General features: G+C 51.5%; 16 protein-coding genes. 8 read left to right on the top strand and 8 right to left on the bottom strand.

Annotated elements, in window-relative coordinates:
• Positions 1–13 precede the first annotated feature (13 nt).
• On the top strand, positions 14–1,126 hold the full coding sequence (locus EHT25_RS08170) for a DUF5005 domain-containing protein (protein WP_124873114.1): 1,113 nt from the start codon (positions 14–16) through the stop codon (positions 1,124–1,126).
• Between the two features lie 164 nt (positions 1,127–1,290).
• Here the strand turns inward: EHT25_RS08170 and EHT25_RS08175 are convergent, their stop codons facing one another.
• Positions 1,291–2,430 (bottom strand): hypothetical protein, encoded by a 1,140-nt coding sequence (locus tag EHT25_RS08175; protein ID WP_124873116.1) that lies wholly within the window; start codon positions 2,428–2,430, stop codon positions 1,291–1,293.
• A 328-nt stretch (positions 2,431–2,758) separates the two neighbouring features.
• On the opposite strand from EHT25_RS08175, the gene EHT25_RS08180 reads away from it, so the two are divergent.
• Complete coding sequence (locus tag EHT25_RS08180) at positions 2,759–3,478, top strand: hypothetical protein (RefSeq protein WP_124873118.1); 720 nt, start codon at positions 2,759–2,761, stop codon at positions 3,476–3,478.
• Positions 3,479–3,587: 109 nt separating this feature from the next.
• Here the strand turns inward: EHT25_RS08180 and EHT25_RS08185 are convergent, their stop codons facing one another.
• Positions 3,588–3,908 (bottom strand): hypothetical protein, encoded by a 321-nt coding sequence (locus EHT25_RS08185; protein WP_124873120.1) that lies wholly within the window; start codon positions 3,906–3,908, stop codon positions 3,588–3,590.
• A 111-nt stretch (positions 3,909–4,019) separates the two neighbouring features.
• Entirely contained in the window at positions 4,020–4,493 is a 474-nt protein-coding gene (locus EHT25_RS08190; RefSeq protein WP_124873122.1) for a GNAT family N-acetyltransferase, read from the bottom strand.
• A gap of 117 nt (positions 4,494–4,610) precedes the next feature.
• Here EHT25_RS08190 and EHT25_RS08195 point away from each other — a divergent pair, with 117 nt between their 5' ends.
• Positions 4,611–5,378 (top strand): MerR family transcriptional regulator, encoded by a 768-nt coding sequence (locus EHT25_RS08195; protein ID WP_124873575.1) that lies wholly within the window; start codon positions 4,611–4,613, stop codon positions 5,376–5,378.
• Positions 5,379–5,420: 42 nt separating this feature from the next.
• On the opposite strand, the gene EHT25_RS08200 is transcribed toward EHT25_RS08195, so the two are convergent.
• Positions 5,421–6,245, bottom strand: coding sequence for an alpha/beta hydrolase (locus EHT25_RS08200; RefSeq protein ID WP_124873124.1), 825 nt, complete (start codon positions 6,243–6,245; stop codon positions 5,421–5,423).
• Positions 6,246–6,350: 105 nt separating this feature from the next.
• On the opposite strand from EHT25_RS08200, the gene EHT25_RS08205 reads away from it, so the two are divergent.
• Together EHT25_RS08205 and EHT25_RS08210 are read left to right on the top strand one after the other, a co-directional pair.
• On the top strand, positions 6,351–8,351 hold the full coding sequence (locus EHT25_RS08205; protein WP_124873126.1) for a S9 family peptidase: 2,001 nt from the start codon (positions 6,351–6,353) through the stop codon (positions 8,349–8,351).
• 157 nt (positions 8,352–8,508) lie between these two features.
• A complete protein-coding gene (locus tag EHT25_RS08210) occupies positions 8,509–9,696 on the top strand; it encodes a phosphoglycerate kinase (protein WP_124873128.1) in 1,188 nt (395 codons plus the stop codon).
• A 304-nt stretch (positions 9,697–10,000) separates the two neighbouring features.
• Here EHT25_RS08210 and EHT25_RS08215 read toward each other — a convergent pair whose 3' ends face one another.
• A complete protein-coding gene (locus EHT25_RS08215; protein ID WP_124873130.1) occupies positions 10,001–12,451 on the bottom strand; it encodes a TonB-dependent receptor in 2,451 nt (816 codons plus the stop codon).
• Between the two features lie 404 nt (positions 12,452–12,855).
• On the opposite strand from EHT25_RS08215, the gene nadE reads away from it, so the two are divergent.
• Together nadE and EHT25_RS08225 are read left to right on the top strand one after the other, a co-directional pair.
• Positions 12,856–14,880 (top strand): NAD(+) synthase, encoded by a 2,025-nt coding sequence (nadE, locus tag EHT25_RS08220; RefSeq protein WP_124873132.1) that lies wholly within the window; start codon positions 12,856–12,858, stop codon positions 14,878–14,880.
• 187 nt (positions 14,881–15,067) lie between these two features.
• On the top strand, positions 15,068–16,651 hold the full coding sequence (locus tag EHT25_RS08225; RefSeq protein WP_124873135.1) for a carbohydrate-binding domain-containing protein: 1,584 nt from the start codon (positions 15,068–15,070) through the stop codon (positions 16,649–16,651).
• 89 nt (positions 16,652–16,740) lie between these two features.
• On the opposite strand, the gene EHT25_RS08230 is transcribed toward EHT25_RS08225, so the two are convergent.
• Complete coding sequence (locus EHT25_RS08230) at positions 16,741–17,619, bottom strand: NmrA family NAD(P)-binding protein (RefSeq protein WP_124873137.1); 879 nt, start codon at positions 17,617–17,619, stop codon at positions 16,741–16,743.
• A 201-nt stretch (positions 17,620–17,820) separates the two neighbouring features.
• On the opposite strand from EHT25_RS08230, the gene EHT25_RS08235 reads away from it, so the two are divergent.
• Positions 17,821–18,690: a DMT family transporter gene (locus tag EHT25_RS08235; RefSeq protein WP_124873139.1), complete on the top strand. Its 870-nt coding sequence runs from the start codon at positions 17,821–17,823 to the stop codon at positions 18,688–18,690.
• 53 nt (positions 18,691–18,743) lie between these two features.
• On the opposite strand, the gene EHT25_RS08240 is transcribed toward EHT25_RS08235, so the two are convergent.
• Together EHT25_RS08240 and EHT25_RS08245 are read right to left on the bottom strand one after the other, a co-directional pair.
• The gene (locus tag EHT25_RS08240; protein WP_124873142.1) at positions 18,744–20,177 is read right to left on the bottom strand and encodes a M56 family metallopeptidase; all 1,434 of its coding nucleotides are present in this window, start codon (positions 20,175–20,177) and stop codon (positions 18,744–18,746) included.
• Entirely contained in the window at positions 20,167–20,556 is a 390-nt protein-coding gene (locus EHT25_RS08245; RefSeq protein ID WP_124873144.1) for a BlaI/MecI/CopY family transcriptional regulator, read from the bottom strand. The genes EHT25_RS08240 and EHT25_RS08245 overlap by 11 nt, the downstream gene beginning before the upstream one ends.
• Positions 20,557–20,739 lie beyond the last annotated feature (183 nt).

Here is a 20,739-nt window from a genome sequence, read left to right on the forward strand (position 1 = left end):
ATGCCCCTCCCCCATGAATAACACGGTTTTCTTATTTCTCAGCCTGCTGACAGGCTTGCTCGCCAGTCAACCAGCGCTTTTTTGGGCTACCGGACCTGTAGAAAGAAGAGCGGTTTCCGAGCCGGAAGTCCAGGTTGATTCGCAATACAACTCGTTTTTCACCCGCAACACTGCCTGGAACGGTGGTGACGGGGTTTACTCCACGCTCCTGCCCGACGGTCGGATTTTCTGGACATTCGGCGATACGTTTCTGGGTCTGGTCAAACCGGACCGCACGCGTTTATCCAATCAGAACGTCATGGTTCGGAACTCGGCGATGATTCAGCAGGGCGAAACATTCGACAGTTTTCAAACGCTGAACCAGGGGGCGAAAACCGCTACGGCGGGACAAAGCTATTTTGTTCACGCGAAGCAAAAAGGCGGCAACGACTGGTATTGGCCGTTGGATGCAACGGTTCACGACCGGAAGCTGCAAGTCGTGCTGAGTCATATCCAAAAAACCGGGTCAGGTTCCTGGGATTTTACGAATGAGTCGATTGACATTGCCATCTGCTCCCCAAAGACGGGCGCCATCGAAAAAATCATTGCCAACAAATACCGGGGAAAGTGGGGATACGGTGGTGCTCTCTGTGAAGCGGCTGACGGTTATATCTACATCTATGGCGTAATTCATGGAAACCTCACAACGAATGTTGTCGTCGCCCGCGCTCCGAAAGGAAATCTGACCGCGACCTGGCAATTTTGGAACGGTAGCCAATGGGGAAACCAACCAGCGGATCATTCGATCTATAAGGATGCTTCCGACCAGTTCAGCGTGTTTCGGCAGGGTTCCAAATACTATTTGTTCACGCAGGAAATCGTTTTCGGCCGGCGGTTATTTCTGTCGGAGTCGAACAGTCCGATTGGTCCCTGGACCGCCAAGCGGGTCCTTTACACCGTTCCTCCGGAGCAGGGCACGGGCAAAGTGATTACTTACAACGCCCTGGTACACCCCGAGTTGTCGCGAAATGGCGACCTGCTGATTTCGTACTGCATCAATGCAAACGATTTTGCCGATCATTTCAATCATCCGGGCAGCGCAGATCGGTATCGCCCCTATTTCATTCGTGTAAAAAACTGGCAATGAACGCGATGTGAGGCCCCGGCTACCGGTGGTATTTCACCCTGAAAAAGGTGTGGCGGGTTTAGTACAGCAGAAACCTAAAGTGGAAAAACCGTTAAACGCCGAACGGTTAAAGTCCCTCCTAAAAGGTACTAACCCATTCGGCGTCCAAAATTTTACCAAAACCGCTAAATCGAATTCACCTGAATCCGTCGGATGTACCAGCCCGCATTGACGAAGGTGTTGATGCTCACGTCGTTGATGATGCCGTAAAACCGCTGCTTGGTTCCAATATAAATCCAAAGGTTGACATTGGCCGGGAACGACATATTGGTGTACACCGTCAGGGTGCGCAGCTGGGCGGCCGGAACGGGATACACCACGCCCGGCGAACTCTCCCCATCACCGTGTCCGTCCAGTCCCCACACAAAATGCAAATCCACCGATTCGGTTGCCGGAGTCACGTCCTCCCATTTCCAGAACACACTCGCCACGGCGGCTTCGTTCGTCCAGGCCGTGTAATCCGACCAGCCCCATTCATCCCAGGTTTCGAGGCAATGTTGCGAAAACGCACATTCCACATCGAATCGAATCCGCAAAATACCGTTTTGCGTCGTTTTGAACGGCACCAGAAAACCGTTTTCGCGGTGCGACATCAGGTAATCGAAATCGCCCGCATCCTTGTTTTTCGAATGAATGCAGCTCCCCGAACGGGAAGCGTCCCACCACAAATAGCTGTCGTTCCGTTTGATCTGTCCGTCGCCCGAAGCACTGTTTTGGGCGCTGCGATCCCACCAACCCGGATAATTAGGGAAAAAAGTTGCCTCGCTGACCAACGGATTGGGATGCGGCAAAACGAACGGTTCGTTAAAAACCGCCTGCTCCGGCTGTTCAACCGTTGTCCGGTGCGTCGCCGACTCAACCGGCTTGATCAATTTTTCAAATTCCAGACTGGCCGCCCGGCGAAGTTTGACCAACCCATTCAGATCCAGCTTGACATCCTGCGCAAACCGGAGCGACTGGATCCGTTGCCGACACCGTTCTTCCGCCAGAAAACCGCTTTCCAGCAGCCGGGAATCTTCGCCCGGCTTGGGGTCCGGACGACGGTTTTTCCGGGTGTATTCCGTCAGCTTTTCCCGCATTTCCGACCCGATCAGTTTCATTTCTTCCGCACGGTATTTTTCCTGCAACGTGTGCAGAGCACGCTCCAGACGGGCCTCTTCTTTCTGCCGTTGGGATTGCTCACTGGTGAGAAAACGGCCAAACCGTTTTGCCGAAAATTCCGCAGGGACACGATTGTCGTCGATAAAAAACTTTTCGCCTTTCATTTGGATAGAAGTTAGTGGTATGGAATGTAAAAATGGATTTTAGCAGACACGCATCCGCCAGCATCCAACGCAAAGTAGATCATCAAATTCATTCATTGTCAGGAGTTTTGAGTAAGCGGACAAGGTTTTGACTGACCGGCAAAGCACTAATTACCCAAACGATACCGCAGCTCCAAAACGCCCGTTGCGTTTACCCGATTTGTAGTACCGTTTGCCCAATTGCTCAAAAAAGCGTCCATTTTGCTAAAAAGAAATGGTGTTTTATGTGTAACTTAGGCTGGAAATAAAAACCGTATTGCTGGGTATTGACTCCATTGACCCTGCCCCTATGAAATACCGTTCGGCCTTATTAAGTGGGTTGGTTACCTTGCTGAGTTCTGTAGCACACAGCCAGTGTGTCGTTTCGCAGGATGCCAAAAACCGGGTGATAACGACCTGCCAGTTTTACGCCCCCAAAAACGGTTTATTAGTCAATCGGCCCGACCGCAGCCAGGCGCTGACGCAGGTTACTTTTCTGGGCAGCGAATACCTGACGTATCCGATCTGGCAGGACGGAACGCTGGAATCGGGCGATCCGAAAAAACCGATTCCGTGTCAGATTGCCTTCAACATTGCGACCAACGTGGTCAAATGCCGGTTTGAAGGGGACGAGCAGGAATATGAAGTGCAGCCGGAAGCGTTCACCATCCATGACATGCGGTTTACCAGCCAGCTCCGCGACAAAGGCAGCAAGACCAGCCGCGTGTATTACATGGTTTTGTATGCCGGAAAAACCCGGTTATTGAAACAAATTCGCAGCAATCTGAGCGTCGTAAAAAGAGATGCCTACTCCCTGGAGCAATCATTCGACGGGACTTTTATCAACAGCAAAACCTACTTTATTCAGCGGAACAATGAACGACTCCGGGTCGTGAACCTGTCCCGAAAATCCGTCCTCGGCGTTCTGAAAGACCCTACCAGCCAGTTAGATAACTATATTACCCAGCGTAAACTCGATGTCAATCAATTGGTTGATGTGGTAGCGTATTATGATGGGTTTCAAAAGTGAGCACAAAGAGTAGAGCCAAGAGACATAGAGACGGTTTTCGGGTATCAGTGCCTTATTCTGCCATAGCGAGTGCAAAAGCAGGAAAGGCCCGATTTTATTGACGGATCGTTTACGCTTCTGCTTCAAACAACTCCACATTCGTAACGGCCCATTCGCCCGCAATCATGGGCATGCCACGCAGCACCCCCCGGTTATTGGTGCAAATCAGGTACAGATCACCGGATTGGAAAATGGCGACAATCGTTTCGCCGGACGTCTCCGACGGTTTGCCGACGGTTTCGGTCAGGCTGAATCCGTTGTCGTCGAACGTAATCGAATAAATGCGCAGATCCGTGGTTTCGTAGCGGTGTTTCAGCATGGACTTCCGCAAAATGCCATGCACTTTCTCAGCCTCTTCGGGATTTTTGGTAGACGGAACAAAGAATTTCATTGGTTGAAATAAGTTTACAGTTTTCAGTTTACGGTTCTCGGTTTACGGTGGCTAACGCGTCAGTCCTGGCGGGGAACCGCACCGAAAACCGTAAACTGAAAACCGTACACCTTAATTAGGTCTCTTCCACATCAGCGTACTGCGCTCCTGATCGACGAAGCCGATCGATTCGTACAGTCGTTTGGCGCGGGGATTGTATTTTTCCGTTTGTAATAGAATGACCGAAACGCCCAGTTCGTCGGCGGTTTGCTGAATCTGCTGCAAAACCGTGCGTCCCTTCCCTCCTCCCCGGTGGCCTTCTTCAATAAACAATTCATCCACCAGAGCGGTTTTTCCGCCGAACTCCAGGGCAAAACCATACGTCAGCACCACATACCCCACCGGGCGGTTTTCGTCCACCACCAGCCAGAGCGAGCCCAGCGACGGATTTTCCAGCATTTGCCGAATAAGTTGTTGCCGGAGCGGACGGTCGAACGGATAGCTGAAATGGTGGCAAAACGTTTCCATCATCTGCAGTAACGTGTCAACATCGGCGGTTGTGGTGGCCAGTCGAATCAGGTCGGGAATGGGGGTGCGGTTTTCCAATGGCGTCAATAACTGCGGTAAAATACGGCAAAGTTTAAAAAAACTTCATTTTTTTCTTGACTCTCCCCTTACGTCATAGCCTACATTTACAACGTCAACAGCAGTAACGCAATGAGTATGAGAACCTATTCGGTCAAACAACTGGCAAAACTGGCGGGAGTCAGCGTGCGCACGCTGCATCATTACGACCGCCTGGGTTTGCTAAAACCGTCCGTTCGCACGGAAGCCCGGTACCGGCTTTACGGCGAGAAAGAGTTAATCCGACTGCAGCAGATTCTCTTTTACAAGGAACTGGATTTTCCGTTGCTGGAAATCCGGCAGGTTCTCGACGACCCCGATTTCGATCTGGTGGTTGCGCTGAAAAGTCACAAAACCGCCCTGAAAGATCGTCGGGACCGGCTCACAACCTTGCTGAGTACGATTGACAAAACCATTTCAAAACTAAAAGGAGAACAAATCATGGTAACAGACGAAGAATTATACGCCGGTTTCCCGAAAGAAACCGCGGAAGCTTACCGGCAGGAAGCCGTCGCCAAATACGGCGAAAAGGTCGTGGTAGAATCGGAAAACAAGCTCCGTAAATTAAGCAAAGACGAACTGGCGCAGGTCAAAGCCGAGGGCGAGGAAATTGCCGGTACGCTGGCCGGACTCATGCACAAAGATCCAACCGACCCGGCCGTTCAGCAACAGATTGCCCGGCACTATGCTTTCATTCGGAAAATGTGGGGGCCATCCGTCGGCAACGGCGACCCGCTGGCGGCTTACCGCGGACTCGGTCAGTTGTATGTCGATGACCCGCGCTACACCAGCCAGAACGGCGTGCCCAATCCCGACTTCGCCCGGTTTTTGTGCCAGGCGATGCAGCATTTTGTAGACGGGCAATAAGTTATAGTATACGGTTTTCAGTTTACCGAAAACCGTATACCCTCACCCCTTCTTATCAAAATACGCCCGCATGAACAGCAGCTGGTAGTTGATGGCGTTGTTCCAGTAATTCCAGTTGTGGGCGCCAGGGCGGGTGATGAAGTCGTGGGCGATGTTCATGTCCAGCATTTTCTGGTGCAGATTTGAGTTGACCCGAAAGAAAAAATCCTCCGTTCCGCAGTCGATGATCAGTGCCTGGGAGTTGGGCGTCAGCAGATGGAGCAGGTTGATAACGGTATTCTGGTTCCAGCGTTCGGGATTCTGGGCGTAGGTGCCCAGCCATTTCGCCATGTTCCAGTTGTTCGGGAAAGGGCGAATATCGACGCCCCCGCTCATACTGCCCGCGGCCCCAAACACATCCTGATGCCGGAATCCCAGGTACAATGCTCCGTGACCACCCATGCTCAAACCGGTAATCGCCCGGCCCGTGCGGTTTTTGATGGTTTTGTAGTGACTATCCACCCACGACACCAGTTCGCCGGAAACATAGGTTTCGTACCGCGACGACGGATCGACGGGGCTGTCGAAATACCAGCTGGAGACATTGCCATCGGGGCAAACAATGATCGATTGATAGGTGTCGGCGGCTTTGTGAATGGAGGGCGCTTTTTTCACCCAATCGCTGTAGTTACCACCGTGGCCGTGCAGGACATAGACCACCGGAAACTCCTGCCCACTCGAATACGAATCCGGCGTAATTACCACCGCTTTGATGGTTTTCTTCATGGACGCGCTGTACGTTTCCACGGTATCCACTTTGGACGCCCGAACGGTTTGGTGAATCAAAAAGAAAAGGATACAGATTTGGAAGAAGCGAGTCGTAGTCATTGAACGGTCAGGAATGTTTCTCGATTTGTGGGGTAATGGCTGCAAAATAAAACCATTTCCAAACTTTTTGTATCTTCATGGGCTTATTCCTCTTCAAAACAAACCATGAAATCCATTTTCCTCGGCCTGTTCCTGACCGGCTCTGTGCTGGCTCAACCTCCCGTCAAACGCCCGATTCAACCCTCCGACATTCTGAGATTGCAGAACATCGCCGATCCGCAGGTTTCGCCCGAAGGATCGTGGGTGGCGTTTACGCTTTCGACGGTCGATAAAGAGAAAGACAAACGAAATACGGATATCTGGATGGTGAGTTGGGACGGCAAGCAGACGGTTCAACTGACGAGCAGCCCCGACGGCGAGTCGTCGCCCCGCTGGAGTCCGGACGGCCGCTATCTATCGTTTGTGGCCACCCGCAACGGCGATAAAGACGGCCAGTTGTGGCTCCTCGACCGGCGCGGTGGCGAAGGCAAAAAACTGACCGACCTGAAAAGCGATCTGGAAGCTTACGAGTGGGCGCCCAATGGTAAATCCATTGCACTCGTCATCCGCGATAAAGATTATTCAGACTCCGCGAAAACCAAAATCCGAAAACCGTACGTCATCGATCGCTATCATTTCAAGGAAGACACCAAAGGTTACCTCGACCGCCGGGCGGCCCACCTGTATCTGTTCAACGTTGAAACCAAAAAACTCGATACGCTCACGACCGGCAGTTACGACGAAACCTCGCCGGTTTGGTCGCCCGACAGCAGGCAGATTGCGTTTGTCAGCAACCGGACTTCCGATCCGGACAAGAACGAAAATACCGATCTGTACGTGATCGAAGCCCGTGCCAAAGCCCCAATGAAGCAACTGACGACCTGGGGCGGTTCCGATAATAACCCGGTCTGGAGCCCGGATGGTGCCCAAATTGCCTATCTGCGCTCGACGGCTGCGACCAATTTTATCATGTACGACCAGCCGGTTTTGTCGGTGATTTCGGCCAGTGGCGGTGAGCCCAAACTGGTATCCGTTGCCCTGGATCGGCCGGTTCGAAACCCGCGCTGGTCGCCCGATGGCAAATCGATAGCGGTTTTGGTCGACGACGACCGCCGGACTTACGTCGGCGCGTACGATCTGGCATCGGGCAAACTAAACCGCCTGGCCGGTGGCGACCTCGCTTTTGCCGACCTGGAACAAAATTCCAAGGGCGGCTGGGCAACGCTGATGAGCAAACCGCAACTGCCGACGGAAATTTACGCCGTCGAAAACGGTGAAACCCGCCGGTTGACCACCTTTCAGGATGCTTTCGTGGCTCCCTTAACACTGGCTTCGGTTGAAGGATTTACGTCCCGGAGCAAAGACGGCACGCAGGTCGAAAACATGCTGTTCCGCCCCGCCAACGTTCCGGCCGGGCAGAAATCCCCGACGATTCTGTTCATCCACGGCGGTCCGGTTGGGCAGGACAATTTTGGTTTCGATCTTTCCCGGCAGTTGCTGGCCGGTGGCGGGTATGTGGTTGCGGGCGTCAATTACCGGGGCAGCAGTGGACGAGGTCTGGCGTTTTGCAAAGCCATTTATGGCGATTGGGGCAACAAGGAAGTAGCTGATATTCTGGGCGCTACCGACTATCTGGTGGCCAACGGTATTGCCGATCCGGCGAAGCTGGGCATCGGCGGCTGGAGCTACGGCGGCATTCTGACCAATTACACCATCGCCACCGATCAGCGGTTTAAGGCGGCCGCGAGCGGAGCCGGAAGTTCGCTGCAACTGACCATGTACGGTTCCGATCAGTACGTTACACAATACGAAAGCGAACTGGGGCTCCCCTGGAAGAATACCGATAAGTGGCTGAAAGTTTCTTATCCGTTCCTGAAAGCCGACCGCATCAAAACGCCGACGTTGTTTATGGGCGGAGAAAAGGATTTTAACGTGCCGATTGCCGGAAGTGAGCAGATGTATCAGGCACTCAAGTCATTGGGTGTTCCGGCACAACTGATTGTGTATCCCGGCCAGTTTCACGGTCTTTCGGTGCCGAGTTACCAAACCGACCGGTTCGACCGGTATCTGAAGTGGTTCGATCAGTATTTGAAGACGTCGGTAGCGGTTTTGGGAACCGGAAAATAACCAATGAAAATTCCGGTTTCCCGTTCAAAGACGCTAGAAATTGGAACTATACACGTAAAATTAGTACAAATCCAACAAGCTGATCGTGCAATTGTTCCGTTTGCCTAAAAACCCCTAAGTTCGGGCGGATTTTGCCAACTAACAGGAAATCTGTCGTATGAAAACTTTAGATTCTTATAATTTTTCCGGTAAACGCGCCCTGATTCGGGTGGATTTCAATGTTCCACTGAACAGTAAGTTCGAAATTACGGACGACACCCGTATGAAAGCCACTCTGCCGACGATCAACAAAATTCTGAAAGATGGTGGCTCGTGCGTGTTGATGTCGCATTTGGGTCGGCCCAAAGGCGGTCCTGAAGATAAATTTTCACTAAAACACCTGGTTGGCCCCTTATCCATTATGCTGGGCGTTTCGGTGAAATTCGCCGACGATTGCATTGGCGAATCCGCCAAAGAACAGGCCGATGCGTTAAAACCGGGCGAAGTATTGCTGCTCGAAAATTTGCGGTTTTATAAGGAAGAGGAAAAAGGAGACGTTGCCTTTGCCGAAAAATTGTCAAAACTCGGCGATGTCTGGGTAAATGATGCGTTCGGAACGGCCCACCGCGCCCACGCATCCACGGCGGTCATTGCGCAGTTTTTTACGGATAAAGTCTGCGGTTACGTCATGCAGGCCGAACTGGACAACGCCCAGCGCGTTCTGGAAGATGCGGATCGCCCGTTCACGGCCATCATGGGAGGTGCCAAGATTTCGGATAAAATCCTGATCATCGAGAAGTTACTGGATAAAGTCGATAACCTGATCATCGGCGGTGGCATGGCCTACACCTTCACGAAGGCTCAAGGTGGTAAAATCGGTAAATCCCTGCTCGAAGCCGACAAACAGGATCTGGCGCTCGAACTGCTTGAAAAGGCCAAAGCCAAAGGCGTTCAGGTGTATTTGCCGGTCGATAACGTCATTGCCGACGGTTTTTCCAACGATGCAAACCGCCAGACGGTGAAAACCGGTGAGATTCCGGACGACTGGGAAGGGTTGGATATCGGTCCTGAATCCGTTGCCTTATTCAGCGATGTGCTGTCTAAATCGAAAACCATCCTCTGGAACGGACCGATGGGCGTGTTCGAATTCCCGAATTTCGCGATCGGTACCAACGCCATTGCGGATGTGGTGGTAAAAGCGACGGAAGAAAACGATGCATTCTCGCTGATCGGCGGTGGCGACTCGGCATCGGCGGTCAACAACGCCGGTTATGGCGACCGCGTGAGTTACGTTTCTACGGGTGGTGGAGCTTTGCTGGAGTACATGGAAGGCAAAACCTTGCCGGGAGTGGCGGCTTTGGGCTAATCATTGCAATTAGTTGGATACTAAATATCATTTAGATAATCACAAAAAAGGTCACAAAAAGTGACCTTTTTTTATGACTTTTCAATAAATACCCTTCATGTGATGCAAATTTATTAAATGTATCTACACGATGTCACCAAATAGTATTTTGAATTTGGAGAATGTTACCGTATTTTTAAAAATCAAAAAAGCCACTCCTCAATGTGGGAATGGCTTTCTGCTTTCTTAACCTAAACTAATTATCTATTAAAGTAACGGCGGGTGAACGGAAATTCATCCGCCGTTTGCTTTATTTAACTTTTATTTAATTGTTGCCCCCACCGGCCCGGTTTCGCTCGGCCTCCGTGCTGGTGCTCCGCTGACGGGCGGCTTTCACGTTCTGGTTCCCGAACCGATACGTAAACGTCAGTCGGGCAATCCGGCTTTCCCAACGCGCCCGAACCCGGAAATTAATATCCTGATACGTGGCTTTCCCTTCGAATTTATTCAGCCAGAACGGGTCATTTACATTCAGTTTCAAGGTTGCTTTCCGGTTCATCAACGTCTTTTGAACACCGAGACTAAAAGCGCCCATCGGCTGCGTCCGGTAAAAACCGTACACATTTTTTGAATTATACCACCCTGCCAGTTCCGCGCTGAAACCTTTCGGTAACACAAAGTTCTGGGAAGTATACACGTTGTAAGACGCGAAACTAACGTTGTACTGTGCTCCTAAATACGGCGAATCGTACTTGTTGTAATTCACGCCGATATTGTTCTGCATGTTCCACCACTTGGTCACCGTCACCGGGAAACTCATCGTCAGGTTCACATTGTCCTGCGTGGCCAGGTTGTCGGTGGTAACAAACGTGATGTTGTCTTCGGCAATCTGACCCGGCACCTCATTCACAATCACGTCAGTCGTCCGGCTGTACCCCAACGTGGTGGAGAATCTACCTTTGTACACGTGAGTCAACTGAAACGAATTCGTAAACTGCGGTTTCAGGTACGGATTTCCCTGTTGGTACGTATAGGGATCCAGATAAAACCGGAATGGATTCAGATTTTGATAATTCGGGCGATCAATCCGGCGGCTGTAGGACAGGTTCAGCACGTTGTTTGTATCGAGCTGTTGTGATAAGAACAGCGTCGGGAACAGATTAGTATAGTTTCGGTCCACAATTTTATTAAGCGTAACGGAATTACCCCGCGAGTGCGTATTCTCCAGCCGCAGCCCCGCCTGAATAGTGGTTTTTCGGTACAGTTTCCCGGAAAAATTCGCGTAAACCGCGTTGATATTTTCGGTGTATTTAAACTGGTTGCTTTGCTTCGGATTAAAAACCCAGCGACCATCGACGTAATCTTCGTAGGTCAGGTTGTTGTCTGAATTGACAAAGCTGGTTTTGATACCGGTTTCAAACTTCCCGATCTTTGTGGGATGGACATAATCCGACTTGAAGGCCCAGATGTCGATCGTCGAAGGCATGTTGTTGCGAACAATGGCCGTTGGCTGAACTATGCTGTCGTTGGCATTGGTGTAGGTCGTGCTCAGGTTATTATCCGATTGCCCGATAAACCGGGAGTAGTCCAGGTCGCTGGTAAATTCGCGCCCTTTGCCGTCAAAATCATACTTGTAGTTTACGTTCCCCGTCACGTTCGACCACTTGTTTTTTACCGTAACTTCGGTTGTTGGCTTCAGCGTAATCTGGTGTAGCTCATTGCTGATCACCGAGTGATTCACCCCGTTGGGTTGTTCCCAGTCGTTGATAAAACCGGTCGCCAGCACACCGATCGTGCTTTTCTTATTGATGAAATAATCAACACCCGTCCGGAACGTGTGCCCGTCGAAGCGGTTTGGACGGTACGATGACTGATCGAAATAGGTGATTTTTCCGTTGTAGGGAATGATCCGATCCAGGCTGTTTTCCTGAAAACGACGGTTGTGAAAGTAGCTGTAATTGCCAAATGCGTTGATTTTTCCGACGCGGTGGTTCAGGTTCAGGCTGGCGTTGGCTTTCTCAAACCGGCCGTACCCCACCCCGGCAATCGCCGTTCCGTTGGTACCGAAATTCTTGTTCTTCTTCATCCGGATGTTGATGATTCCCACATTGCCAGCTGCGTCGTATTTGGATGATGGATTGGTGATGATCTCGATTTTCTCGATGTTATCACTCGGGGTGTTTTTCAGCAGATTGGCCACTTCCTGACCCGAAAGGTAGGTCTGCTTGCCGTCGATCATGACGATAACACCCCCTTTTCCCTTTAACTGAATGTTGTCGCTCTGGCGATCGATGGTTACACCCGGCGCTTTTTCCAGCACTTCAAGGGCGGTGCTCCCACTCGCTACGATGCTGTTTTCGACATTGACAACCGTTCGGTCGATTTCCTGCTCAATGAACGGTTTTTTAGCCACCACCTTCACCTCGTTCAGGCTTTTAGCTTCCTCGACCATCGTTAACGTTTTCACCTGAACCTCAGCATTTACCGCGTCAACTGCGAACGTTTCGGAGTATACTTTCTTGAAACCAACCAGTGAAGTGGCCACCCGATAACCGCCATCGGCCACGTTGTCGAACTCATATTGCCCCTTGTCGTTGGTGATAACGCCCTTGACCAGGGTCGAGTCTTTGGCCTTCAGCAGCAGGATCGTAACAAATTCCGACGGTTTTTGAGTGGGATCGATAACCAGTCCGCGAATCTTGCCTTTGGGTGGGGTTTGGGCCATGGCTGCAGTCATAACCAGCCACGTACACACTGCGGTGATAAACGTTTTCATGAGATCTATTAGTAGGTTGTTGTTTACTTATTACTGTCAAAATCGTTGTTTACTGTCCGGTTTCGCCTGGAGTACGCAGCAAAATTAAGTAGTATGCATTACATAGAACCTGATCTTACATAGATGGTAATTTTTCCGGGATGACTGGCAGGAAAGGCATGTTTCAGGTGTATAGGTTGTTTACAGTCGGTGATTGGGAGATGCAAAGATGGTTCACAAGGTTGCATGAGTTCAATCAAAAAGGGGTAAATGGGTGTTATAGGGGTTTAAACGGGCGTTCCGATCGCGTGAACCGTTAAAATCCCCGAGACGTTATTTTATTACGGATCGGATTTTATCCTGAACCGAAAAAGTTGTTGTTTGCCGAATGAATTGAAAACCGATCAACCAGACATCCCTTTTACATGAAACTCATAAAAGTTGCCGCCGGTGTTGTCAACCAGATCCCGATGGCCTGGGAACACAACCGCCGGACTATTGTCGATGCCATTGAAGAAGCAAAGAACCAGAATGTCAGCATATTATGCCTGCCTGAATTGTGTATCACCGGTTACGGCTGCGAAGACATGTTCTTCTCGCACGAACTGATCGAGCAGGCCAAGCAAAGTTTGCTGGAAATTGTACCGCACACCGCCGACATTATTGTGGCCGTCAGTTTGCCGCTGCGGCTGGCCAATAACCGCACCTACGACACCGCCTGCCTGATCGCCAACAAACGCATTCTCGGTTTTGTCTGCAAGCAGGTACTCGCCAACAACGGTATTCATTACGAAACCCGCTGGTTTCAACCCTGGACACCCGGTGTTCGCGACGAAATTCAGATCGGTGAATTTTCCTATCCGGTTGGCGACCTCTTGTTCGATGTATCGGGCGTGAAAATCGGTTTTGAGATTTGCGAAGACGCCTGGATTTCGAACCGACCCGGCCGCAGTCTCCACGAACGGGGCGTCGATATTATCCTGAATCCGAGTGCCAGCCATTTTTCTTTTTATAAATCGCACGTTCGCGAACGGTTTGTGATCGATGGTTCCCGGGCATTCGGTGTCAGTTACATTTACTGTAACCTGGTGGGCAACGAATCCGGGCGTGCTATTTTCGACGGGGATGCCATGATTGCGTCCAACGGCCAGTTGCTGGTATCCGGACCGCGTTTCAGTTACGCCGACCAGCTGATCATCACCGCCGTGATCGATATCGACGATACGCGGCTGAGTCAGACCCAGAACAAGGTCAATCTGGCGTATTTGTTTCCCAATCTGCGGGTAGCGGCTCAGTTTGATTTTCCGTTTGTCAAACCGGTCGTGCAAAAAGCCGAACTGGAATACTGGGAAAACGGCAATCACCTGAAAGAAGAGGAATTTGCGCGGGCCGTTGCACTGGCGTTGTTTGATTATTTGCGCAAAAGTCGCTCCCACGGTTTTGTGCTGTCGCTGAGCGGGGGCGCGGATTCGTCGGCCATTGCGGCTCTGGTTTCGCTCATGATCCGAATGGCGGACGAAAGCATTGGGTTGGACGGTTTTAAAAAGAAACTGGGCCACATCAAGTCAATCCAGAAACTAAAAACCGCCGACGAAATCTGCGGAGCTTTGCTGACCACCATCTACCAGGGGACCGAAAACAGCTCCACCGACACCTACGAATCGGCGGAATCGCTGGCGAAATCCATTGGTGCAACGTTTTACAACATCAATATCAACGGTTTGGTGGAGACGTATACCAAACTGATTGAAGACCAGTTAGGTCGTCCATTGAGCTGGGAAACCGACGACGTGGCCCTGCAAAACATTCAGGCACGGGTACGCGCCCCGAGCGCGTGGCTCCTCGCCAACATTCAGAACGCCCTGCTGCTCTCGACCTCGAACCGCTCGGAAGCGTCGGTGGGTTATGCCACGATGGACGGCGACACGGCGGGCAGCATCTCCCCCATTGCCGGCATCGACAAACATTACCTGCGCGGCTGGCTCCGCTGGCTCGAAACCGTGGGCGTGGGTGGCACGATTAAAGTAGCCGGTTTACAAAAAGTGAATAATCTGCAGCCCACCGCCGAACTCCGCCCACTCGACCAAAAGCAGACCGACGAGGAGGATCTGATGCCGTACGATGTCCTGAACGCCATCGAAAAATTCGGCATTCGGGACAAACTGTCGCCGAAAGAAGTCATGCAGCAGGTGGAAGTGGTGTTTGAAAATCAGTATAACCGGGCTCAATTGTACACCTCCGTCGACCGGTTTTTCCGGCTCTGGAGCCGCAACCAGTGGAAGCGCGAGCGGTATGCGCCCTCGTTCCACGTTGACGACGAAAACGTGGACCCCAAAACCTGGTGCCGCTTCCCGATCTTAAGCAGTGGTTTTGAAAAGGAACTGGCCGAGTTGAAGGAATACGTTGATGGCAAAGACGGCCAGGGCCGGAAAGGAAAAATCGGGTTTTAACGTACCCACGGACTTTAGTCCGTGTTTTGATTCACTCAATGAGTAGCTAGAATTCCACGGGCAAAAGTCCGTGGGTACGTTAACCGACAAAAAAACCGCATTAACCTCAAAAATCCGGACCACAGCAACGTTTGCCCGGTTGTCAGCGTATTGCCCAGTAAATAACCGGGTAAACTACGACACCACCATGAATTTCAACCAACCTTTCACGAAGAAGCTGAACCGAACGTCAATTGCCCTGCTCACCATCCAGTTACTGGTAGCGGCTTCCTTGCTTTCCTGTTCCAAAGAAAGCGACGATTTGACGCCGGGCGGCACCACCACGCCCGGCAGTTCAACGACCACCGGCAGCTCCGTTTCCATCGACACCGTGAAGACAACGACCAGCAAAGCCGAAGGCAACACCGGCACAGCAGCCGACACGGAGGACCTTGTCGCCAATTCGACCTTTTCGTCCACAATCACCATTGCCTTCGGCAGTTCTGTCAACATTTCCAATCCGCTGGCGGGCAAGGGCGTTACGGTTACCGAAACCAACGGTGATGTCGTTATTAATGCCACCGTTGCGGAAGTGGCCTATGTGGTGTCGGGTACGACAACAAATGGTTCATTGAAAATCTACAGCGAAAAGAAATTCAAACTAACGCTGAACGGAGTCGCCATCACGAATGCCGACGGCCCCGCCATTAACATTCAATCGGGTAAACGAGCCTTCGTGGTGCTGGCCGATAACACGACCAATTCCCTGACCGATGGTTCGAAATATACGGCCAGTGGCACGGAAGACATGAAAGGTGCTTTCTTCAGCGAAGGGCAACTCATTTTCAGCGGAACCGGAGCACTCAACGTCAAAGGCAATTTCAAACACGCCATTGCTTCCGACGACTACGTCCGGGTGATCAGCGGAACGATCACCGTAACCGGTGCGGTCACCGACGGTATCCATACGAACGACGCCTTCATCGCCGACGGCGGTACAATCAACCTCACCGCCACGGACGACGGTATTCAGTGTGAAGAAGGCTATATTGTGATCAACAACGGGGCATTTACGATCAACGTGGCCGGGAAAGGAATCACGGCTTCGTATGACACCGACGCTACCATTGACCCGTATCTGACCATCAACGGCGGCACTTTTATTGTCAATTCGAGCAAAGGCGAGGGCATCGAGAGCAAAAGTACGCTGACGATCAACAACGGAAACTTCACCATCAAAACCGCCGACGACGGCATCAACGCCGGCAAGGCGATCTACATCAACGGCGGAACCATTTATTCGTACGCAACCTCCAACGACGGCATCGACTCCAACGGTCCCCTCACGGTGACAGGCGGGAAAATCGTGTCCGTTGGGGCGGCTTCTCCCGAAGAAGGCTTTGACTGCGACCGGAATACGTTCAAAATAACCGGTGGTATCATGGTCGGCATTGGCGGGGCCACCAGTGTTCCAACGGCCAGCGTCAGCACGCAGCCATCCGTCGTTCTCGGCGGAGGAACGGCCAATCAGTTGTTCCACATTCAGTCCAACGACGGCGCCGAAGTCCTGACGTTCCTGATTCCGCGGACGTACACCACGATGTTATTTTCCAGTCCGAAACTGAAAACCAGCCAGACCTACAAGATTTTCACGGGCGGCAGCGTCGCCACCGGAACCAACCTGAATGGGTTATACACCGCCGGAACGTACACCGTCGGCACGCAATCGTCCAGTTTCACTGCCAGCAGCATGGTTACCCAGATCGGCGGCAGTTCAGGACCGGGCCGCTAATTCCGGAAATGACTCAATGCAAAAACCGTATTCCGAAAAGGGTGACAGTCCCCTTTTCGGAATACGGTTTTTTTGTATAGCACTGGTTTTCAGATCAATTCCCCAACCCGGCTAAACGCTCCGGCGTGTTCGCGAACGAAGTCGGTATAAGACCGGGGGGCTCTTCCCAATAGGTTGGTTAACAAGTCGAGTTGTTCTGACGACGCTTTTAATCCCTTCGTTTGAAAAAACCGGTACATATGGACCCAGTCGTCGACCATCCAGCCGGGCAGCCACTGTTTCGCATTCGTCGCCCAAACCTCCAGATCATTCCCGGCGTAGCGAACCTCATAGCCCAGTTGTTCCGTCAGGATTTGCGCGGTCGAATCGCCTGTCAACGCATCCGGCCCCGCCAGGGCAACCCGTTGCCCGTCGAATTCGTCGGTCATCAACACCCGGGCGGTGGCCTCAGCAATATCCCGCACATCGACCCGGCTCAACCCTCCGCTACCGATCGGCTGGGTATAAAGCCCGTGGTTCACAATCCCGTCTTTAAACCAGAAATCGTTCTGATAAAAATTATTGGGGCAAATAAACGCATACGTCAGTCCCGACCAGATGACGGCTTTTTCAATTGCTACTTTGGTATGAAAGTGCGGAATGTGATCGCCCGTGTGCACATTGTGAATACTTTGGTATACGATTTTACGGACGCCCGCCCGTTTGGCCGACGCCACGGCAAACGTTCCCTGAGCCACTTCAGCAGGACTCTGGCGATTGAGCAGAAAAACCTGGTCGATGCCTTCAAATGCCTTTGGCAGGGTCCCTGGTTCGTCCATATCGCCGATGGCGGCTTCCACGCCGTCGGGCAATAAAGCGGCCTTTTCGGCGGTTTTTACCAATACCCGCACATCCTGCCGGTGGCGCAGCAATTCCTGAACAATTTGACTTCCAACGGTACCGGTACCGCCAATCACAAGTGTTTTCATGGTTAATCAGATGAGTGTTGTTTACCGGATCAAAATTGAATGAACCCGCCAAGGAACCCAACTTCCACCTCCATGAAACGGAAAAAGCAAGCGGTGAAACGCCACAGACGACCTTCCCGGCGACGAGCGGTTTTTTGGCTCAAAAGCCGAAAATAAGAGGTTCAGCTGGGACAAACGGCTGCTTCGCCGTACCTTTGCGGCATGAAATCCCTCCTCCTCGGCCTACTCTTTGCCGCCTTGTGGGCCTCGGCTTCCGCAGCTACCAAATTTGGTGTTCTGTCGGCAGATCCGCTCGTACTGGCCAACATCCGGTTTTTAATTGCGGGCCCGCTCATGCTGGCCGTAGCCTACGGAATTCAGCGCGGCCCGTTGCCCAACCACACCGAATTCAAACGCCTGACCATTTTTGCCCTGCTCAATACGACCATTTACCTCGGCGCTTTCGTGCTGGCCATCCGGCAGGTGTCCGCCGGAATTGGCAGTTTGTCAACCGCCACCAGCCCGCTTTTCATTACATTATTTTCGGCCTTATGGCTCAAAAGGCCCGTCCGCTGGTACGAATTGGCTGGAATCAGCATCGGGATGCTGGGTGTTCTGGTGGCCACCTACCCGCTGCTTCAACAAAGTTTTGCCACGATCCCCGGTTTGCTCATTCTGTTGGGCGGCATGATTTCCGTCTCGCTCGCAACCGTTTATTACACGCGGTTCCGGTGGAAACTGCCGAATCTGGTCATCAACGGCTGGCAGGTGTTGATCGGCGGTTTTCTGTTGATGCCCATTACGTTCCTCTTCGGCAATTTTGAACAGACTCATTTCGACGCCCGGTTCTGGGGATCGGTTTTCTGGCTTATTATTCCCGTTTCCGTCATCTCGCTGCAAATCTGGTTCTACCTCGTTCGCCAGGACGCGGTCAAGGCGTCGCTCTGGCTATTCCTTTGCCCGATTTTTGGCTTCACCTACTCTTCCATTCTGCTGGACGAACCGCTCTCGGTTTACACCTTTTTAGGCACGGCGCTGGTTCTGGTCGGATTATACTTAGGGCAACGGGATAAGTTCAAACGCAAGTCCTGACAGCGCCGGGCCGTCGGTCGATACGGTTGAAAACCCAGCCAGTCGATTGTTGCTTATTTTTCAACCAGCACGTATTCCAGATCAACGGTTTTAGCTTGATGATTCGGAATCGGATTAATCCCAACTTTTGTCGGATTAAATGGCCCCATTTCGGCAAGAATCTGCTGCGATTTAATCAGCTTGGAGCGGCTAAATAAATCGCCCGGCTGGATGGGAAGGGCTGCGAGAATTTTAGCGGCAGATATTTTTTTATTGCCTTTCACAGTCACTTTCCCGATGGTGGCCGGGGCGCCTTCAAAAACCGTCAGCTTCAGATTTACCAGTTTGCCCATCCGGTTTTCTTTCACTTCGACGTTGAAGTACAAATACCCTTTGTCCATGTAAAGCGAAGCAACATCCGTCCCGACGTGATTATAAAGGCGATCAGTAAAATCTTTTTTATTGTACAAATCACCCGGTTTTACGTCCAGCGCTTTGTTTAGCTCCGTTGTCGAATAAACCGTATTGCCTTTCCAGCTAATGCTGCCAATAGGTATGCCATTAAGGGGTTTTCCCGTGCGGGATTGACTGCCAAGCCGGTTTTCGGCGGGTTGTAAGAAAGAACATAAAACCGTTACAAGGGCCAGAACGGGCAAAATCAGCAGAAAAATTAGCTTGTGCATGGGTTTGGAAGGATTTTGGGTGAGCATGTGAATACGCAGAAAAATGGGTTTCGTCGAGAAGGAATGCACCAGCGAATTCGGGCCTTGTTGCCGGGTTAATTTCACTAACAAATACCCGTACGTCCGGACATTTTTCCCGCTACGCGTCATCAGGGCATCGACGACATATTCGTGTACCAGCCGAATCGATCGGCTGAGATAACCCACCAATGGATTGAACCAGAAGACGATGCCAAGGATTTCAAAAAAAAGCAGATCCAGTGTATGCCGATGCCGGACATGAAACCGCTCATGCTGCAGGACCTGCGCCCGTTCTTCCTCCGTCAAAGAGTGCTCATCGAAGTTGAGAAAAATGCCGTTCAGAAAAGAGAAGGTCGTTAACCGCGACTGGCAGTAAACGGAATAACAATGTCCCGATTCTATTTTCCGGCTGGTTCGAATGACGTTGAAAATTGCCCTCAGATTCTGGCCGAAACGTGCGGCCTTATACAGGCAGCCAATCCCATACAAAACCAGCAGAATCGTGCCCATATCACTTGCAGAAAACCCCGTCGGCGCGGTGGTTTCCGATAGGAGCAGTTCCCCGACTGCCTGGCTGGCCCCAACCCGACTTAGGCCAAAAACCGCTCCTGTGGCTACGCCGGAATTCACCAGTTCGGGCATCGAAACGAAGGGAATCAACAGGCTCAGCAGGGCGCTACCCACCAAATAGAAGCGGTTCCACTGAAAGGTGGTCAGGCGGCTGAAGAAAAACCGGTAAGGCAGGGCAAAAACCGTCAGAGAAACCGTTCCCTGAGCCAGATAGGTGAATAGATCAGTCAGCATGGCCGGTTTGGGTCGGATCGGTTTTTTCCTTATCCAGCATGTCCACGATTCGCTGAATGTCCGAAGGGCTCAGTTTTTCTTCGTTCACCATAAACGACACGACCTTTTCCGGCGACCCTTCGAAGTAATTCGTCAGAAAATGGGTGAAGGTAAACCGCCGGTACGCCAGCTTCGAAACCGTCGGAAAATACTCGTGGGTTTTGCCGTAGGCTTTATGCCCCACAAATCCCTTCTTCTCCAGAATCCGGATGAGCGAGGAAATCGTGTTGTAGGGCGGTTTGGGGTCAGGCATGCCATCGATGACGTCCTTAACAAATCCTTTTTTGATAGCCCAAAGAATCTGCATTACTTTTTCCTCCGTTTTGGTCAACTGTTCCATGAAACAAAGCTATAACGTATTTTTCAGTTAAACAACGTATTTTACAGTTAAATAACGTTAAAATACGTTAAAGGATCAAAAACCGGGTTAGACGGAGCTGAAAACCGCATCGGCAAAAGCTATTTATATCGAATAAGAAGCGACTTCTCAGGCACCATTTCCACAAGCCTGGATGTAGTCAAA

The organism is Larkinella rosea, from assembly GCF_003858635.1.
GTDB lineage: Bacteria > Bacteroidota > Bacteroidia > Cytophagales > Spirosomataceae > Larkinella > Larkinella rosea.

Coding starts and splice junctions, on each gene's coding strand:
- EHT25_RS08170 (WP_124873114.1), top strand. CDS start 14: ATGAATAACACGGTTTTCTTATTTCTCAGCCTGCTGACAGGCTTGCTC.
- EHT25_RS08175 (WP_124873116.1), bottom strand. CDS start 2,430: ATGAAAGGCGAAAAGTTTTTTATCGACGACAATCGTGTCCCTGCGGAA.
- EHT25_RS08180 (WP_124873118.1), top strand. CDS start 2,759: ATGAAATACCGTTCGGCCTTATTAAGTGGGTTGGTTACCTTGCTGAGT.
- EHT25_RS08185 (WP_124873120.1), bottom strand. CDS start 3,908: ATGAAATTCTTTGTTCCGTCTACCAAAAATCCCGAAGAGGCTGAGAAA.
- EHT25_RS08195 (WP_124873575.1), top strand. CDS start 4,611: ATGAGAACCTATTCGGTCAAACAACTGGCAAAACTGGCGGGAGTCAGC.
- EHT25_RS08200 (WP_124873124.1), bottom strand. CDS start 6,245: ATGACTACGACTCGCTTCTTCCAAATCTGTATCCTTTTCTTTTTGATT.
- EHT25_RS08205 (WP_124873126.1), top strand. CDS start 6,351: ATGAAATCCATTTTCCTCGGCCTGTTCCTGACCGGCTCTGTGCTGGCT.
- EHT25_RS08210 (WP_124873128.1), top strand. CDS start 8,509: ATGAAAACTTTAGATTCTTATAATTTTTCCGGTAAACGCGCCCTGATT.
- EHT25_RS08215 (WP_124873130.1), bottom strand. CDS start 12,451: ATGAAAACGTTTATCACCGCAGTGTGTACGTGGCTGGTTATGACTGCA.
- nadE (WP_124873132.1), top strand. CDS start 12,856: ATGAAACTCATAAAAGTTGCCGCCGGTGTTGTCAACCAGATCCCGATG.
- EHT25_RS08225 (WP_124873135.1), top strand. CDS start 15,068: ATGAATTTCAACCAACCTTTCACGAAGAAGCTGAACCGAACGTCAATT.
- EHT25_RS08230 (WP_124873137.1), bottom strand. CDS start 17,619: ATGAAAACACTTGTGATTGGCGGTACCGGTACCGTTGGAAGTCAAATT.
- EHT25_RS08235 (WP_124873139.1), top strand. CDS start 17,821: ATGAAATCCCTCCTCCTCGGCCTACTCTTTGCCGCCTTGTGGGCCTCG.
- EHT25_RS08240 (WP_124873142.1), bottom strand. CDS start 20,177: ATGCTGACTGATCTATTCACCTATCTGGCTCAGGGAACGGTTTCTCTG.
- EHT25_RS08245 (WP_124873144.1), bottom strand. CDS start 20,556: ATGGAACAGTTGACCAAAACGGAGGAAAAAGTAATGCAGATTCTTTGG.